The 17,234-nt window shown below is 41.3% G+C and carries 10 protein-coding genes; 3 read left to right on the top strand and 7 right to left on the bottom strand.

Features of this window, described 5'->3' with window-relative positions; all coding sequences use genetic code 11:
- The first annotated feature begins 185 nt into the window (after positions 1 to 185).
- Positions 186 to 596 (top strand): DUF805 domain-containing protein, encoded by a 411-nt coding sequence (locus tag ACHFIY_RS01070; protein WP_410844183.1) that lies wholly within the window; start codon positions 186 to 188, stop codon positions 594 to 596.
- A gap of 179 nt (positions 597 to 775) precedes the next feature.
- Here ACHFIY_RS01070 and ACHFIY_RS01065 read toward each other — a convergent pair whose 3' ends face one another.
- The 3 genes from ACHFIY_RS01065 to ACHFIY_RS01055 form a co-directional block, all read right to left on the bottom strand.
- Positions 776 to 976: a hypothetical protein gene (locus tag ACHFIY_RS01065; protein ID WP_410844182.1), complete on the bottom strand. Its 201-nt coding sequence runs from the start codon at positions 974 to 976 to the stop codon at positions 776 to 778.
- Positions 977 to 1,045: 69 nt separating this feature from the next.
- The gene (locus tag ACHFIY_RS01060) at positions 1,046 to 1,255 is read right to left on the bottom strand and encodes a hypothetical protein (protein WP_410844181.1); all 210 of its coding nucleotides are present in this window, start codon (positions 1,253 to 1,255) and stop codon (positions 1,046 to 1,048) included.
- Between the two features lie 495 nt (positions 1,256 to 1,750).
- On the bottom strand, positions 1,751 to 2,656 hold the full coding sequence (locus ACHFIY_RS01055) for a DUF72 domain-containing protein (RefSeq protein ID WP_410844180.1): 906 nt from the start codon (positions 2,654 to 2,656) through the stop codon (positions 1,751 to 1,753).
- Between the two features lie 891 nt (positions 2,657 to 3,547).
- Between ACHFIY_RS01055 and ACHFIY_RS01050 the strand changes: the two genes are divergently transcribed.
- Positions 3,548 to 4,411 carry an aminotransferase class IV gene (locus ACHFIY_RS01050; protein ID WP_410844179.1) on the top strand — a complete coding sequence of 288 codons (864 nt, stop codon included), beginning with the start codon at positions 3,548 to 3,550 and terminating at the stop codon, positions 4,409 to 4,411.
- Here ACHFIY_RS01050 and ACHFIY_RS01045 read toward each other — a convergent pair.
- The gene (locus tag ACHFIY_RS01045) at positions 4,408 to 5,457 is read right to left on the bottom strand and encodes a glycosyltransferase family 9 protein (RefSeq protein ID WP_410844178.1); all 1,050 of its coding nucleotides are present in this window, start codon (positions 5,455 to 5,457) and stop codon (positions 4,408 to 4,410) included. The genes ACHFIY_RS01050 and ACHFIY_RS01045 overlap by 4 nt on opposite strands.
- A 242-nt stretch (positions 5,458 to 5,699) precedes the next feature.
- On the opposite strand from ACHFIY_RS01045, the gene ACHFIY_RS01040 reads away from it, so the two are divergent.
- Positions 5,700 to 6,050 carry a cysteine-rich CWC family protein gene (locus ACHFIY_RS01040; protein ID WP_410844177.1) on the top strand — a complete coding sequence of 117 codons (351 nt, stop codon included), beginning with the start codon at positions 5,700 to 5,702 and terminating at the stop codon, positions 6,048 to 6,050.
- Between the two features lie 636 nt (positions 6,051 to 6,686).
- Here the strand turns inward: ACHFIY_RS01040 and ACHFIY_RS01035 are convergent.
- From ACHFIY_RS01035 to ACHFIY_RS01025, 3 genes are all read right to left on the bottom strand, one after another.
- Positions 6,687 to 8,981, bottom strand: a complete 2,295-nt coding sequence (locus ACHFIY_RS01035) for a T9SS type A sorting domain-containing protein (protein WP_410844176.1) — start codon at positions 8,979 to 8,981, stop codon at positions 6,687 to 6,689.
- A gap of 517 nt (positions 8,982 to 9,498) precedes the next feature.
- The gene (locus tag ACHFIY_RS01030; protein WP_410844175.1) at positions 9,499 to 12,414 is read right to left on the bottom strand and encodes a right-handed parallel beta-helix repeat-containing protein; all 2,916 of its coding nucleotides are present in this window, start codon (positions 12,412 to 12,414) and stop codon (positions 9,499 to 9,501) included.
- A gap of 77 nt (positions 12,415 to 12,491) precedes the next feature.
- The gene (locus ACHFIY_RS01025; RefSeq protein ID WP_410844174.1) at positions 12,492 to 17,129 is read right to left on the bottom strand and encodes a beta strand repeat-containing protein; all 4,638 of its coding nucleotides are present in this window, start codon (positions 17,127 to 17,129) and stop codon (positions 12,492 to 12,494) included.
- Positions 17,130 to 17,234 lie beyond the last annotated feature (105 nt).

The raw sequence follows: 17,234 nt of genomic DNA, 5'->3' as shown, positions 1-17,234 counted from the left end.
ATTTGCTTTATTCTATGGGCTATACCCATCGATAGTACCTTACACCCTGTCGGGGCTTTACAGGCCTCTTTGTCTTGAGATTTGGTTGTAGAGGAGTGGGGGTATGAATCTTGAGGTAATTGTATTTTTCTTTGTACGGCTATCGAAAAACATTGGCTTTTTAAACAACATCAAAGCAACCGCCCATGAAATGGTATTTAATAGCTTTAAAAAAATATGCCGTGTTCCATGGCCGGGCACGAAGAAGCGAGTATTGGTATTTTATTTTGTTTACTGTACTAGCCCTTATTGCATCCTCATTTATAGACGTTACCATAAGTTCAGTTTTTAAAAAAGAGTATCCTTATGGGGTTGCTAATTTAATTTGCATATTGGGTTCATTCATCCCTTGGCTTGCAGTATTGTGCAGGCGGCTTCACGACGTAAACAAAAGCGGCGGGAATGCGTTTATTTGGCTTATCCCTCTAATAGGCCCAATTTGGCTGTTGGTGCTGCTTTTTACAGAAGGCACGCCTGGCCCCAATAAATATGGGGAAGACCCAAAACAACCCGAGCTGTACGAGGAGATAAACCAGATAGGCAGCAATATAGAATGATACCCGGTGATGTTTTGGCTTTGCCATTGCGGTGCAAAGGGTAAGAAAAAGAAAGCCAAAGCCAAAGCAGGTAATAAGTTGTGGCGAAAAGAATGGGCATAAAAAAAGAGGCCATGCCCATGGTCTCTTTGATACAATTTTTAATTGTTAGCCTAAAAGCGGCATATTGCTGCGAGCAATTATTTTATGCTTACGCTCCTAGCTGCTTTTGAAGCAGGAATAAGTATGGCTGCAACCAAAAGAGCTGTAAGCCCCAATGCGCTTCCTGTGCTTAAAGATCCATTTTCTGTGCCAGTGCCAGTACTTGCTGCAAATGCTCCTGCTTGGGATGCTACTACTAAAGCCAATGTTGCTAATGATTTAAAACCTAAAGATTTCATTTTTTATTGTTTATATTGTTAAATGATATTATTGATGATAGAATTTATTATTTGCCATGTGGCTTTTTACTAAGCCCTAGCGCTTTTTGTGCTTTTAGAGGCAGGTATTAATATGGCTGCAACCAAAAGAGCGGTAAGACCCAATGCGCTTCCTGTACTTAAAGAATCGTTTGATGCGTTTGTGCTAGTGTTTGCAGCGAATACGCCTACTTGAGATGCCACGATTACAGCTAAAGTTGATAAAGTTTTAAAACCAGCTGTTTTTACTAAAGATTTCATTTCTAATTTTTTTTATTGTTTATAGATGGTTTCAATAAATCAATTTCTAAGCCAACCCTAAAAAAGGATTTTTGGATTGTTTCAAATAACAAAATATTTAATACATTCTATTTAAGTGCCATTGCCTGCCGTTTAAATGCTAATGAGGCGAGGCATTTCCTTTTTTATCATAACGGCAGTTTTTATTTTGTTAATTTTTTTTGTACCGTACTTTGTTAAAGAATTCTCAACTTGGCATAATATATATATTATCTATAATAAAAGACATCTTGTCATTATCTTTAATGATAAATTAATTTTATACGGCAAATTGGCTTTTTTTTTTTTAAGGTTAATTAAATAATATTTTAGAAAAGTACCCTTGGTGCTATTTTGACATGCACAAATTGACATATAAAACGTCTGCATAAAACTTTTTTAGCAAATACAACTATCCATTGCAATAATACCTAGTGCTATTCTTCTGCCATTTTGCAAAAGGGGTTTGCCTAAAACCTAAAAAAGCAAATTTTGGTTTACAAATTCTGGTTTTTTTAGTTTTAAGCCACAAGCTGCGTTTAGTTTGTCAACCATATATACAGTAAGCTCGGGCGAAAATGCTTCGTCGTGCATGTGCATGAAAAAATAGATTTCTTCTATGCCTTGCGCTATCCATTGTTTTATCCTAGCCACCCACTCATCTATCCGTTTATAGTCAGTCGGGTGCAGGCTATTGCCTACATAGCGAATAAATGCTTTGGGTATGGAAAGTTGCATGTGCGCACAATCCCTGCGGCTGCTAGTGTCAGTTATTACAGCCCCAATCTTTTGCTGTTTTAAAAAAGAAAACAACTCATTTCTTGTTGCAGCATCGTCAAACCAACCGTGGTGGCGCACTTCTAAAAAAAATTGCAAGCCTCTAGGCAATGCTGCCAAATAATCGAACAATTCGGTTTTCCGGCTTGGGCCAAACGAATCGCTTACTTGTATAAAAATAGGGCCAAGCTGTTCTTTAAACTCGGCAACTGCATCGAGAAATTCATTTGTCAAACGGCTTTTGCCAGCTAATTTACCCTCATGTGTAACGCCTTGGTACATTTTTGGGCAATATATAAAACCCTTTCCTGCTGTTTTTTCTGCCCATTTACGAATATACTTCTCGCCATAAATTTTGTAATGCGTTGCATTCAGCTCAATACTGTTGTAATGATGCCCATAACAGCTCAGAAATTCTTTCTCACTGGTGTGAGGCGGATAAATTTTGCCCACCCATTCGTTTCTACCCCACTTAGAGCAGCCGAGATATACCTTAGGGGCATCTTCCTTATTGCCTGTTAGCACCAAGTTATTAAAAGCAGGATCTGGTGGCAACGTAAAATCAATATCATACAGCCTATATGCTGGCACCCTTCCAAATTCCATTATTGCAATCGTTTAATATGTTATACAAGCAATCAAAAAACCGTTATATCCTCAAAATTTAAGCCATTTTTAAGGAAAAGTGCGAATTAAAAAAAATCGATGAACAGCAGCATGATTTATTATCTCTTGTTTTGAGAAAAAACATATTATGAAATTATAGGGGATTTGAATTAAAAAATGGCATTATTTTTTTAAAGGCTAGATGGCATTACAAAAGGCTGAATAATAAACTTCTTAGAACATGTTGCATTAGTAACCATCTTAGTGTTTGAAGTGAAACAAGTATCCTATATGGGGGAAATTTTGGACGCCAATGGGGGCATATTTCCCCCATATAGAATTTTCATGTTGGGCTTTATACATATCCATACTAACTTTACATTAAAACAGGAACTGGCCATCTTAGCTTTAGCTCATGACAAACTGGTCAATGACTTTGCAAAATGATAATCCACCATCAAAATCTTATCAGTTTCTTATTAATAAATTATCATTTTCTTACAATAAAACTATTACTCCATTATCAATAAATCATCATAAAATTCACTTAAATTATCATGAAAAACGAGGCTAAAAAAACAAAAAATAGTTGAATAACAATGAGTTACAAGCAAAAAGATAGACTCTAAAAAAAATAAATGACGGAAAAAGAATAAAATAACCCATTTCAAATCTGCGAGTAGTTCTTCAATTTCCCCTCTTTCCTTCTCTCTCCCTTGTTCTTGCCCCTCCCTTTGGAAAGGGTTGGGGTGAGGTAGGGGTGGGGCGAGGTTAAAGGGTTTGTTCGGCTATTTCCATCAATTACGTGTGTTTCCGATAAATAAAAAGCTAAGATTTGAAATGCACCCAATTCTTTTCCTATCCCACTCCCCTTAACCCTAATTTTGCAAAATGCCAGCCACCACATACCTTATTCAAAATGGGAAAACACTTAGGGAAAGCAATGCTGCTATTTCGCCCAGCAACCGTTCGTTCAGGTATGGCGATGGGTGTTTTGAAACGATGAAAGTAAGCAATGGCAAACTTTTGCTGGGCAATTACCATTTTGATCGGTTGTTTTCGTCCCTAGCTTTGTTGCAATTTGATGTGCCTGCCCATTTTACCCCCGCATACTTGCAAGCGCAGGTTTTGGCACTGGCCACCAAAAACAACCACCATCCACTAGCAAGGGTAAGGCTAACCATTTATCGTGGCGACGGGGGCTTGTACGATCCGCAAAACCACACCCCCAATTATATCATACAAACTTGGTCATTGAACCCATCTATCAATAACCTGAACGAAAATGGGTTAATTATAGGTGTTTTTGAAGATGCAAAAAAAGTATGCGATCGTTTCTCTGCCATCAAAAGCAATAATTTTTTAGGCTATGCTATGGCGGCATTATGGGTAAAACGAGAGCAGCTAAATGATGCCATTTTGCTAAACCCATGCAATAGGGTAGCCGATGCCACCATTGCCAATGTATTTATTGTAAAGGATGGTATAGCAAAAACACCTAGCCTAGACGAAGGAGGCATCAATGGAGTGATGCGGCGATATTTGTTAGAAAACCTTGCTTCTATTGGGGTGGAGGCTGCTGAAGTGCCCTTGACCGTAGCAGATTTGATGGAAGCTGATGAATTGTTTTTAACCAATAGCATTTCGGGCATTAGGTGGGTAAAACAATTGGGTAGCAAAAACTATCAAAACAAAATTGCCGCATACATCCACAAAAAACTAATAAAAGAAAGGTTGCTACTTCTTACCACCTAGGCATCAGCTATTTTTTTTAGTGCATTTTCCACTTTGCTAAATGAAACATTGTTGATGTTGCTTATATACCTTACTACTACTGCCTTTTCGCCAACTGGGTGCCAGCGGACAAAATTGTCTTCCTCATCAGAGTAAAATGCAAGCAATGGCTTGTCTAGTGCATCTGAAATATGCACAATTGCTGTATCGGGCGTAACCACCAAAGCTGCTTTGCGAATAATGGCAATGGTATGAAAAATGGAAGTAGTTTGCTGGAACGAGCAGAACTCTGGGTCGTTTGCCTCATTGATTATTTCAGAAACAATGCTGTTTATGGCGGGATAGGTAAGCAATACATACGTATACCCAGGAAATGCGGTTTTGATTGTATCAAGCAATAAAAGTGCAGTTTCTTTTGTAAACTTCCTGCTCCTGGAAGCACCAAATAAATTGATGGCTATTATTTTTTTGCCGCAAATGTTTTCTACAAACCCATACGCTTCATTTTCTTTCGCAGGGTTTTGGGGAAGTATATAATGGGTATTAGTAGGCACTATGCCTATAAGTGTTAAAATTTGTGCATATATATTGCTTGCATGGCTAGCAGGCAATAAATAATTTAGCCCAAATATTTTATAACTTTCTTTTTTATACCCAATGTTTAAGCGTGAATTTACTAGCCTTATAAATAGCAAATCCCTGTTTCTAAGCTGTGGTGCTGGATTTATTAAAACATCGTATTTTTCTTTTTTTAGTAACAGGCCTGTTTTTACAATATGATAATAGCTGTTTTTTTGAAGGATATACAATTTGCTTATATTGCTATCGGCTTCAATTATTTCCTTGTTTCCTTTTGCCCCGGCAATATCTATTTTAAATAACTCCGCTTGATTTTTTAGTTCGTTATAGGCAAATGAGCTTACAATATAATCTCCAATTTTCCCGTCATAATGAACAAAAAGGATTTTTTTGGATGTTTTTGTGTCAAGTTTTATTGTTTTGCCAGTGGAATCGATAAGCCATTTTCCAAGGGAAAGCCTAAATGACTTTAATTTGCGTTTAAGCATTGAACGAGATTTAGTGCAACAATATAAATAAATACGAAGCAACTACTTAATTTTTCAATTCAGTACATCCCTGCAAATAACTTTTCTATTATTACCATTCAATATCATGCCTTAAGCCATATAGCGGAAGCTATTTCACCCCAACCTAAAAGCATAATGAAAAAAATGGCAATCCTAACTGAACAAAGAATATTTTACTAAACAGCCAACCGTATTGTGCAGTTAGCTGTTTAGTTTTACTGATGGATAAACACGAAGAAAAATATTGCCCCAAGTGTAGTGCTGCTTTTACCTGCAAAATGGGTGATATAGCCAATTGCCAGTGCAATACGGTGCAGCTAAACCAAGAAGCAATCAATTTTTTATCTAATACCTATTTCGAGTGCCTTTGCAGCGAGTGCCTTGTCAAAATAAACCACGATATGCAAGTAGCAAAGGCATACCAATTCCCTACCCAAAAAGAAATGCTGATAGAAGACCTGCATTATTATAAAGAAGGAAACAATTGTGTATTCACGGCATTGTACCATACCCTAAGGGGCTATTGCTGCAACAATGGTTGCAGGCATTGCGTTTATGGGTTTAAAAAATAGCTTGTTACCCAGGTGTTTTTTCGCTACACAAAGGAGAACCTGCACCTTTTTATATTTTATAGCCATAGGCTACTGTATAAATTGAATCAATTAGCATTTCTCCACCAATTGCTATACTTATAACTCCAGTTTTAATCAATGCCATATAAAGTGATGCCCGTATCAACAAGTACAGGGCTATTTGCTTTTAGGGAATGTGCAGGGTGACTAAAAGTAACGTGCAAGCCTAAGCAAACAACCATATAACTAAGGTATTAATGCCCCATCTGGTTTAGGATGGGGCATTTGTTTTTAACCCGGATTTTACAGTTGACTTCGTTATGAAAGGCTCAAATGCAATAAACACAAGCACTTGAGTCGATTTTTTGGCTGAAAACATAGTACACTACGTTGAGGCCAAAAAATCAAGCAAGTGTTTGTGTTTGAAGTAGTTGGGTCTTGCAATAGATTTCAACTGCAAAATCCGGGTTTAATGGGTAAATAAAAGTAAGCGTATAAAAAACTTAGGCGATGGGCTATACCCATCGCTAGTATATACCACTCCTTGGGGGCTTTGCAGGCCTGTCTGACATGAAGCTAGATTATATAGTAGCTGATTTTAGTTTTTAGCTAAACCTAAGCCCGACATCGTACTTATTACTCCCTAATTATTACTCTAGTTATTGATTCTGGGTTTTGAGCAATTTTTACTTTCAAGATATATATACCTGGCACTAAGCCTTTTACATTCACCAACGCCTTATTATTCCCTTGTATTGCTTTATAGTTTTTTTGCTTTACCAATTGTGATGCGGTATTTAACAACTCAATGGTTGCATCGCCTTCCGTATCTGCCGTAAAACTTATATTCACTATATCCCTAACAGGATTGGGATATACTGCAATAGGATTAACTTTCGATGAATTTTCGGCTACTAAATTATTGACCAATACCGTACTATAAGGCGTGGCACTTCCACCTGTTGTGTATAAATATTGCGTGGGTACTACTTCTACAGCAGAGCGGTGGTGTGTCCAAGAAAGTTTGGCATTACCCCCATTATACTGGTTATAATACTGTACTTGCAAGGCATATTTTATCCCTTTTTGCAAATAAACGGATCCAGTAGTCGTTTGTACAGTTGGTGGCGTGAAATTATCTATGACTGGCGTGGTGGTATTTTTTATAAATAGTTTGATGCCATCATCGGAATAGGTTGTAAACGTAAAAGTACCAGAATATTTTGCTTGGATGCTGCCATACCACAGGGCTGAATAGGCATTATCGGTACCGATAGGCGATGTGCCAGTAGGCCAATAAAAGTTAATAGAATTATCTATCCCTGAAGTACTTGTACCTGTGAATTGGTTGGGATAAGTGAGGTCAAAATATTTTCGATTCACGCCAGTTCCCGTTCCTACAACAGCAGCAACATCATTCCCTTGGTATTCATAAGCCCCCATATCTGGATCTACATCTCTATTATAAGTGTTTAGTAAATCCTTTGGTGCAAACTGCCCGCTCACATAACTGCCTGCATCTATTGCAGGGCTGGTGTTTTGCAATTGCAGGTTCCCAGTATAAGGCGTTAAAGAGGCTGCCGTGGGGTAATCGTTCGGGGCAGTGCCAAAAGCAGGTGCGGGGTAATCAACCGCACTCACAAAGTTCGGGCTGTTGTTGCCAGTGATGTCGTGCAAATAGTTTGTAAAATACCCCTTAGTCAAATCTGAATTGCCACTGTTTGGAATTAAATTGAAATCGTAATTAAAATTTGAAGGCGATTCAATTTTCCTTGTTGGAAGGATACCCGTTCTTGCTTGAGCAATATTGCTATACATATTCACATAACCAGATCCTTGGTTAGAAAGTTCTGCGCCCGTGCTGCTATAACTTGCCCTATTATTATAGAAAACCGTATTGTTAATCACGTCCACCCGGTTACTATGGAGTATATGAATGCCTTGGCCACCATTGTTGTGCACCACATTGTTGGTGATTAATGTTTTACCCGTATAAGGGTTTGTATAAGGCGCAACATTGAATGGTGTATCTACAATATTCGTATTGCTATCGGTATCCACAATAATCCCATTGCCATCATAGTTCACACAAGCCCCTTTATTATACCAAGGAACAATTAATTGGTTGCCATACACAATATTGTTGGCGATAACCATGGTATAATCATTTGCCCCCCTTGGATAGCCCGATACATTTTGGGCATTGAGGTTAGAAATGCCACTACCGCCATAGATTGAATACCAACAATTGTTATACACTGTGTTGAACTGATAGGTTAAATAATCAGCCATTACAGACCCAATGCCCGCACAGGCACACTGAGACACATCGCAGTATTGAACGGTTATGTGGTGTGGAATAGGTGTGTTCAAAATCTTTCCGGTAATAGCTATGCCCGAGCCATTGAACTTGGGCAACACTGTGCCACTTCCACCTGCATAGCATCCACCAGGCTGTTGGATGGCATCGGTTAGTTTTACAGTAGACATATTGCCTACCACTTTTATATTGTCAATCACAATAAAACTTGCCCCATTGTTCACGAGGATACCCTGGTAATTGTTATCGCCCAATTGCAAAACGGCCTTGTTGGCTTTGTTGTAACTAGTGATGACGATAGGCTGAGTAGCCGTGCCATTGGCACTGATGGTAAAAATAGCTGTGGTGGTTTTTGAATAGGTACCGGGCAACAAGAAAATAGTATCTCCAGGATTAAAACCACTGTTCAATACATAAGAAGAGAAGTTGGCAAATAGTTTTGGGTTAGTGGGCGAGTTGCCACTACCATCACCCACAGGCGAGAGCGCAACCGGGGTGATGTAGTATTTTTTTGGGGTTTGTGCAAGGCTGGTATAAGTGCAATGGCAAATGATGGACAGGATGCATATCGCTTTTAAAAGGGCATAGCTATGCCTTGATGTTTTTTTCATATTTCAAGTTTTTTAAACTATTGGCAAGGCTAAGAACAGGATATTTGTTTATCCTTAGCAAAGCAAGTTTGTAAAATAAAATTTGTTGATTGCAATGGGTTGAGTACCCATTATCGATAAAAGACTTGTGGCAAGCAAGCAAAAAAATAGTAGCATAGACAGGATGGCGACCTAATCGTTTTCATAGAGGTTATTTATTTGATGAAGATTTTATTATTCTTTTATTCCATTGGCAAATAATAGGGTTAAAAATTAGGGTTCAGGTATTAAGGGGTGTTCGTTCTAATGACTTTATTTATCTTAAATGAGGGAATGGCCTCTCTCTTCGCTCCGCTACCGCATACCTGTGGCGTATGGCTATACTTAGGTCTTTCACAAGACATATGGCAATTCAAATCCTACAGCACTAACCAAAGTGGCTGGAACACACTAAAGGCTTATTTAGCAATACTGAAACATCCCATCCCGATACCCCTAGAAGGCTTTTGAAAGCCTTCTAGGGGTATATTGTCATTCATTATCTTTTTATAAATGCCACCGAAACTTTTTTACCCAAGCCATTATAAGACAATACATAACTGCCTTTCAGCAAGCCATCTATCATGAAACTTGTTTGTGTAGCAACATTAAAAACAGGCACTTGTTTGCATATTTTACCTTCTATCGTTGCAACGGTAATAGTAGCGCCAAGCACACTTTTAGGATGCCTAACTGTAAGGGTATTACCTACCATGGGATTTGGGGAAACCGATATTTCATTTTGGCCATCCCCACCTTTCAAATTGACTACACTACTATAGGTGTATTGCCCGTTGTTATCCATTATTTTCAATCGGTAATAGTTGGCAACACCATAGGTTAATGCATCTTTGTAGGAATAATTGCTGCCAGAAACTGTATTGTTTGCAGCCACACTGCCAATAGCAAAGAAGCTGATGCCATCGAACCCTTTTTCAACAACAAATGATTTTGTATTGATTTCTGCCGAGGTTGACCAGTTTAGCTGCCCCTTGCCATCCACTACAGAACCTGTGAAAGAAACCAGTTTCACTGGCAATGGCAAAGCATTTGCCAAAGGTGCAAAAGCTACCCCTTTAAAAATAGCACCGCTGCCCGCATTGGCTACTGTATTTACAGTAACATTGGCACTGTCCATGTTTGCAGTCCTGCCAGCAGCATCGAGTATGGAAATAATAGCATTGTTAGCTGCATTGCCAGTAACGGCATATAGCACAGGTTGGTTCAGGGCATTTACCTTACCTATAATAGCAGGTATGGCATTGCCTGTTTTGGTAACGTCATACGCATTGGCAAACGTCCAAACATTGGGGGTTACGGCCGTGTTCCAATAATATTTATAAATACCCGTGCCTTTGTTGCTGGTATTGGCATCGCTAATGTACAGCACATCATAGCCTGTATTGTTATAACTGATTGAGGAATCGGTATCCAGCAAAACAAAGGAAGCCCCATTGCCAGAGGCTGGGTTGGCACCAAGGCTTTTGGTAGCAGCAGCAGCAAAAGGCAAGCCAGTGAAAGTGCCAATATTGTTGGCACAGGCATATAAGGAATTGTTGAAAATACCTACCGACCTATACGAATTGGTATTTATTTGGATGGCTGCATTGGTATCTTTAAAATTAACCTGTTGCAGCGATGGGGATATAGCATTGCTGGTTACCCAGAAAGAAGACCCATCATTGCTTACCACATTCCGCATGGCTGAACCCTTATAGGCAATTGATGGTGGTATCCTTGTAGATAAGTCAGCCAAACCATCAAAAGACACCCTGCCCACTACTTTTGTGGCTAACCATGCCGCAGTGGTAGTATTGGCTATAGCAGTAGCGGTATCATAGCCCGCAAAACATAAATAACGCCCATCTGCCGATCTGCTTAACTGCCCTTCAAAAGAGCCATTGCCACCCATTACCAATCTTTTGCCTTTTGTAGTGGCTGGTATAGCGACGGCATAACCAGTTGCTGGACCAACAGTTACATACTCAACTAAAGACACTGTACCAGTAATGCCGGTTGTAACATTTGCTTTTAATGCCACCAAGTAATCGGGCGTAAACTGTTTATTGGCAGTATATATTTTGTTATATTCGTAAGCCCCCATGTCTGGCAATGGACTTATAGGCCTTTTTATGCCTAGCAAATCCGTATCTGCAAACTGGCCAGCTACGCTGCTGCCCACGTTAATGGCGGGACTATTTGGCAAAAGGGTAAAATCGCCCATGCTGGCATTGGTAAACAATGGGTTGCTTGCCATGTTGTGCGTGCCGCCAAACGCATTTTTGCTACCATTGTAAAACAAATTGTAGTCGGCAGTAAAATTAGTGGACTTGGCCAGTGTAGAACTAGGCTTGCCCGTTCGGGCATAAGCAATATTGTTGTAAAATTTCACATTACTTGAAAAGCTTGCATTCAAGTCGCCATCTACTATTGCGCTGCTTTTACAATTTTGGTAGCAAGTATTGTTAATCACTGTAACGTTACTTCCCTGAAAAACATGGATGCCCCTACCTCCATTATTATAGCAAATATTGTTTTCGCACAGGCTTTTGCCCGTATAGGCCGGCATTGAAATACTTGTGTTGTTGTTGCTATCAAATATGATACCGTTGCCATCGGTAATTTGACAACTGTATCCAACCCAAGGTTCCAGCATTTCATTGTTGTAAACAATATTGTTCCTTACAATTATCTTGTAATTTATAGTGTCATTGTCCCAGTTCAGTGTATTCAGGTTGCTTATCCCACTCGATCCAAATTGACTGTATATGGCGTTATCATGTACTTTATTGCCCTCGAATGTGATATAGTCCGATTGCTTTGAAGATATGCCCCCGCCAGCACATTCATATACTTCGCAGTTCTTCACAATTACATGGTGACATATCCCACCCGTTTGACTGCCGTCAACATAGATGCCGTTTGTATTATAAGTACCGTCAGCAATTCCTCCATTGGGTGTTGCGCCTACAGCAGGGCAGCCGCCAGGTTGTGCCAAAGCACCTGCTAAAGTAAGGTTGCTGTTGTTCCCTTGCACTGTAAGGCCATCAATTACAATATAGCTCGCCCCATAAGTAATTTTAAAAGCATTCCAATTGGTGGGATGGATAATGGGGTTATCACCAGGGTATTTTGTGTAAACAATATATTTAGATGCTGTACCAGAGCGGGAAATGGTTACAATATCTCCTCCCGTGTTATACGCAGTATGTGTACCAGCCATGAAAAATATGGTATCTCCTGCTAAACTTACATCGTGTGCCCTTTGGATAGTGGCAAACGGTGTAGTAGGGCTGGTCCCTTTGTTGCTATTACTACCTGCGGGGGCAGGTTTTACATAATAATTCGTAGCCCACAAAGGTGAATAAGCCAATGCTAATAAATGTAAACTAAGCACAATGGCTATTTTTTTCATGTCGTATATTTTATTAAAAAAAAATCAAAAAATGTTTGCTTTCCTATTCATCAATGAATGATTTTCAATCCCAAAAATTATTCTTGCTTTACTATCAACATTGCTGAATTAACCACTTGCGCCGTACTAGTATGACGTAGTACTAAAGAGTAAGTACCAGATGGCAACTTACCTGGTGTAACTAATTGGCAAATGCCATTGCCACTATAGTTAATCTGTTCTTGATATACTTTCTGCCCTAAATTATTGTACATACCCAAGTCGTAAGTGCCTGGCATTATATTTTTCAACACCAATGAAATTTTTCGACCAACTACTGGGTTAGGATATACTGAAACAAAACTGCTTGATGTATTGCTTACCATAGCTACGTTGCTATAGTTTACCGTTCCGTTATTGCTTGTTGCTTTTATGCGGTAATAATTGCTACCATTGGCAAGGCTGCTGTCAATCCATTTGTAATTGGCCAAGCCATAATTTTGGCTATTTACCTTTCCTATTGATTGGAATGAAATGCCGTCTGTAGATTTTTCTACTTCGTAAACTACTATATCCTTCTCCCCTAATACTGCCCAGCTTATTTTTGCTAGCCCATCCACCAATGCAGCAACCATGCTGATATACTTAATAGGCAGCAGCGTAGGTTTGCTTTCAAATACCAGCTCGAACCTATGGCTGCCCATGCTATTGGTGTCGCCAGTGCAGTTGAAAGCGTAGGTATTGTTTACCCTGATGTCTTGGCTTATTGATAAAAATTTGTCCCTTAGTACAATGGAAACAGTACTGTCCAACCCTTCAAAATCATTAAAGGTGAGATGGAAAGCACCTGCTGTGGAACTGCGTATATCCAGCATGGCAGTGTCATTTCCTTTATAATCCGCTCGGGTGGCAATCGCCAACCGTTTGCTTTGTTTTAATGTGGCCAAGGTTTGGCTGCCACCGCTCAGGGATACTGCGTCCCAAGATTGTGTGTAGCTGTCGCTGCCATTACTGTTGAAACGGATGGCTACCTCGTCCAGCACCGTATTGCCCGTGTCTTTCAAGGCTACCCGTACCATTTTATTTACGGTAGTGCCAAAAAAACGGGTATTGGGGATGGCGGTGTTTATTTTATGGCTTTCCTGGAAACTAACGCTGCCCCCCGTGTTGGCTTCCACAAAAAAGGCTTGCCCGCTGGCTATATAGTCGCCGGTGGTATTGTTGTACCCGGCATTGGTGCCATTGGTGATGATACCGTTGGAATAGGTGGTGTAGTTGCCATTGGAATAACTTGGGCTGTATGTCCACATCTTGTTGTTGATAGCGGCACTGTTGCTTGCCTTGAAAGCAGTAAAGCTAATGGGGCATGGGTAGGGATTGGCCAGCAAAGTATATAAATGAATGGCCGGGTCGTTTAGCGTTACTGACAAATTACCTGTGGTTACCGTGCCTGAGGTGCTTAATGTAACTGCTTGCGGGGCGGCAGGGTATGTCTGGTTCAGCTGGTTGTCGCAGGTTACTGCCTCGCTGTTCCTGTCGCCGCGGATATTAATGGCATAGCCAATACCCGGGGTAAGGTTGGTGCTGCCCGTATTGGGTACAGCTACCCAGCTGGCACCGCTTCCAGACAATGCATAAGTGTACATGCTTGCTTTGTTGGTAATTGTTTTGTCGAACCCGTTGCTGTTGTATTTATCGGTTGTGCCGCCGTTGCCGGTGGTGCTGCCGCAGGTTTGCCCACCTGTGCCTGCGCCAGTAATGTAAATTTGCTGCTGCCAGCCATTGCGGATGGATTGGGATATAGGGCTGCCTATGAAACTCTGCTTGCGTGCTGCCTTGGCAGGTATGTACCGCTCCACGGTTATATTACCCGCCAAAGGGGTAGTGTTGGCAGCAGGTATTGCTGCTATGCTTGCATCGCCCATGGCAGTGGATTTTAATGTCAGGTTGCCATTTGTGGTTAAGGTCCCTGCCGTTAAAGTGAGCCTGCCATATATGCTGGCCATGTTGCCGGTACCACTGCCAATGGTTGCCCCTGCGGCATTGTTGAGGGCAATGTTCGTATAGCTGCCGCCACCGCTTATACCCTGGGCTGTTATGCCTTGCAGGCCCAGCGTGCCAGCCCCAGTGATACTGGCATTGCTGCTGATATTTTTTGAAACGGTGAGTATTGCCGCCGACCCAATAGTTGCAGCAGCCCCATTGGCCACGCATAAATGATACACTGCTGCCGTTGTGCCAGCACCAATAACTGGTTGGTTGGGCATTAGCTGTGTAGCTCCATAAGGCAGGTAAACAGATGCAGTAGTGGCATCGTTTGGCACAGTGCCCACGCTCCAATTGCTTCCAGTGTTCCAATCAGTGGAGGTAGTGCCTTTCCAAGTATGGGTGGTGGGTGCAAAAGCAATGCCCTTGAAAGTAGCAGTGCTGCCTGCGCTTGCCAGCGAGGTTACCGTTGTGGTGCCAGAAGCCATGTTGGCGGTTCTGCCTGCCTTGTCTATGATGGAAATAATAGTATTGTTTGCAGTGCCGCCTTGTATGGCATACAAAACTGGCTGCCCCAGCGCATTCACAGTGCCTGTAATGGCTGTATAAGCAGTAGCGCCTGTGCCGCTTGGGTCGTATAAGTTTGCCAATACCCAGGCTGTGCCTGCATTATTGCAATAGTATTTATAAATACCTGTGCCTGTATTGGTGGAGGAGGCGTCAGTAACATACAGCACATCGTAGCCAGTAGTGCCATACCCAATGGTGGGGTCGGTGTCCAACATTATAAATGAAGTGCCGTTGTTTGATGATGGGGTGAAGCCCAAGGATGTTGGGGTAGATGAAGTAGTAGGGTAGCTGCTGAAAGCAACTACACCATTGGAGCAGGCAAACAACCCATTGTTAAAAACGCCTACTGAACGGTATGCAGCCCCCGTTATCTGCGTGGTTGCAGCCGTAGCCCCAAAAGCCACATAACGCAAGCTGCTAGTGCTGCTGGCTACCCAAAACCCAGAGCCATCCTTGCTTGCCAAGCTGCGCACTGGTACACCATTGAAAGCGGTAGCCGCAGGCACCCTCGTGGAAATGTCCACCGAGCCATCATACCCAACACGGGCTATTACTTTTGTTGCCCCCCATGCCCCGGCAGCATCGTTGGTAGTACCAACCGCAGTGTCGTAACCAGTAAAAGTCAGGTACCGCCCATCAAGCGAAAGGCTTAGCTGCCCTTCAAAAGACCCCGTACCCGTGAGGGTGAGGCGGTTGCCGCTAGTAGATGATGGCATGGTTGCCATATAGCCCGTGGCTGTGCCTGTTGGCGTGTATTCAACCAAAGAAACAGTGCCAGTGGTAGCAGACTGTGTGTTTGCACGCAATGCCACTAAGTTGCCTGGCATAAACTGCGGGGCTGATCCAGTAGCGTATTCATAAGCGCCCATATCTGGGCTGGCACCCAAGGGGCGGGCTTGGTTGGTGATGTCATAGGTTGAAAACTGCCCAGAAATACTGCTACCAGAATTGATGGCCGGGCTATTTGAAAGCAGGGTGAAAATTTTATTGGCCGTATCGGTAAAAGCAGGATTTGCCAGCACATTATACAAGCCACCAAAACCGTTTTGGGCGCTGTTGTACATTAAATTGTTGCTTGAAGAAAAATTAGTAGAGCCAGAAAGCACCGTTGCTGGCCTACCCGTCCTTGCAAATATGATATTGTTATATACATTTATATTGTCGGTTGTCCTAACAGTAATGTCGCCATCTGTTGCAATGGATGCGCTTTTGCAGTTTTGGAAACAGGTATTGTTGAGTACGGTTACATTGGCACTCTGAAAACAATTCACCCCCCTGCCACCATTGTTGTACACAATATTGTTTTCACAAAGGCTCTTGCCAGTATAGGCGGGCATAGAAATACTGCTGTTGTTGTTGCTGTCGAATATTATCCCATTGCCGTCCGTTATCTGGCAGTTGTAGCCATACCAAGGTTCCAACATTTCATTGTTATATACAATATTGTTCCTTACTATTATTTTATAGTCCGTGGTGTTTGTGTCCCAATTTAAGTTGTTCAGGTTGCTGATACCGCTTCCTGCATAAGCCCCATATAAACAGTTGTCATGCACTTTATTGCCATCAATTGTGATGTAGTCAGATTGCTTGGTAGATATGCCGCCACTTGCACAGTTATATACTTCACAATTCTTTATAATAATGTGATGTGTAATGCCGCCTGTTTGGCTGCCATCGCAGTAAATGCCGTTGGTATTGTAAGTTCCGGTCCTGCTGCCTGAATTGGGGGTTGCCCCAACAGAAGCACAACCACCTGGCTGTGCCAATGCGCCGCTCAGGGTTAAATTGGCGTTGTTACCCATCACGGTTAATCCATCAATCACTATGTAGCTAGCCCCATAGGTTATTTTAAACCCATTCCACGATGATGGATTAATAATTGGATTATCGCCAGGGTATTTTGTATAAACGATGTAAGCTGAAGCAGTTCCTGAGCGGGAAACAGTAACAATGTCTCCAGCACTATTATAGGTGGAATAAGTGCCAGCCATTATGAAAATAGTATCTCCTGCTAAGCTTACATCATGTGCTTTTTGGATGGTTGCATAAGGTGTAGCTGGGCTTTTACCAGTATAGCTGTTACTGCCAGTTGGCTTTACATAGTAATTGGTAGCAAAAACACGTTCATTGAAAATGATTGAGCAAAATAAAATTACAAGTATAAAAATGTATTTCCTCATTTGTAAATAAGTAAAAATATTGTTACTACTTAGGCATTTCTCGCCACAAATGCTCAATAGTTCAAAGCGGCACGAAGGAAAAAGGACGAAGGGAAGAATTGGGGC

Source organism: Parasediminibacterium schistidii, assembly GCF_046546515.1.
GTDB lineage: Bacteria > Bacteroidota > Bacteroidia > Chitinophagales > Chitinophagaceae > Parasediminibacterium.
This window is presented reverse-complemented; position numbering and strand designations above follow the sequence as displayed.

Excerpts from the sequence above, each read along its gene's own strand:
- ACHFIY_RS01070 (WP_410844183.1), top strand. The coding sequence starts at position 186 with ATGAAATGGTATTTAATAGCTTTAAAAAAATATGCCGTGTTCCATGGC.
- ACHFIY_RS01065 (WP_410844182.1), bottom strand. The coding sequence starts at position 976 with ATGAAATCTTTAGGTTTTAAATCATTAGCAACATTGGCTTTAGTAGTA.
- ACHFIY_RS01060 (WP_410844181.1), bottom strand. The coding sequence starts at position 1,255 with ATGAAATCTTTAGTAAAAACAGCTGGTTTTAAAACTTTATCAACTTTA.
- ACHFIY_RS01055 (WP_410844180.1), bottom strand. The coding sequence starts at position 2,656 with ATGGAATTTGGAAGGGTGCCAGCATATAGGCTGTATGATATTGATTTT.
- ACHFIY_RS01050 (WP_410844179.1), top strand. The coding sequence starts at position 3,548 with ATGCCAGCCACCACATACCTTATTCAAAATGGGAAAACACTTAGGGAA.
- ACHFIY_RS01045 (WP_410844178.1), bottom strand. The coding sequence starts at position 5,457 with ATGCTTAAACGCAAATTAAAGTCATTTAGGCTTTCCCTTGGAAAATGG.
- ACHFIY_RS01040 (WP_410844177.1), top strand. The coding sequence starts at position 5,700 with ATGGATAAACACGAAGAAAAATATTGCCCCAAGTGTAGTGCTGCTTTT.
- ACHFIY_RS01035 (WP_410844176.1), bottom strand. The coding sequence starts at position 8,981 with ATGAAAAAAACATCAAGGCATAGCTATGCCCTTTTAAAAGCGATATGC.
- ACHFIY_RS01030 (WP_410844175.1), bottom strand. The coding sequence starts at position 12,414 with ATGAAAAAAATAGCCATTGTGCTTAGTTTACATTTATTAGCATTGGCT.
- ACHFIY_RS01025 (WP_410844174.1), bottom strand. The coding sequence starts at position 17,129 with ATGAGGAAATACATTTTTATACTTGTAATTTTATTTTGCTCAATCATT.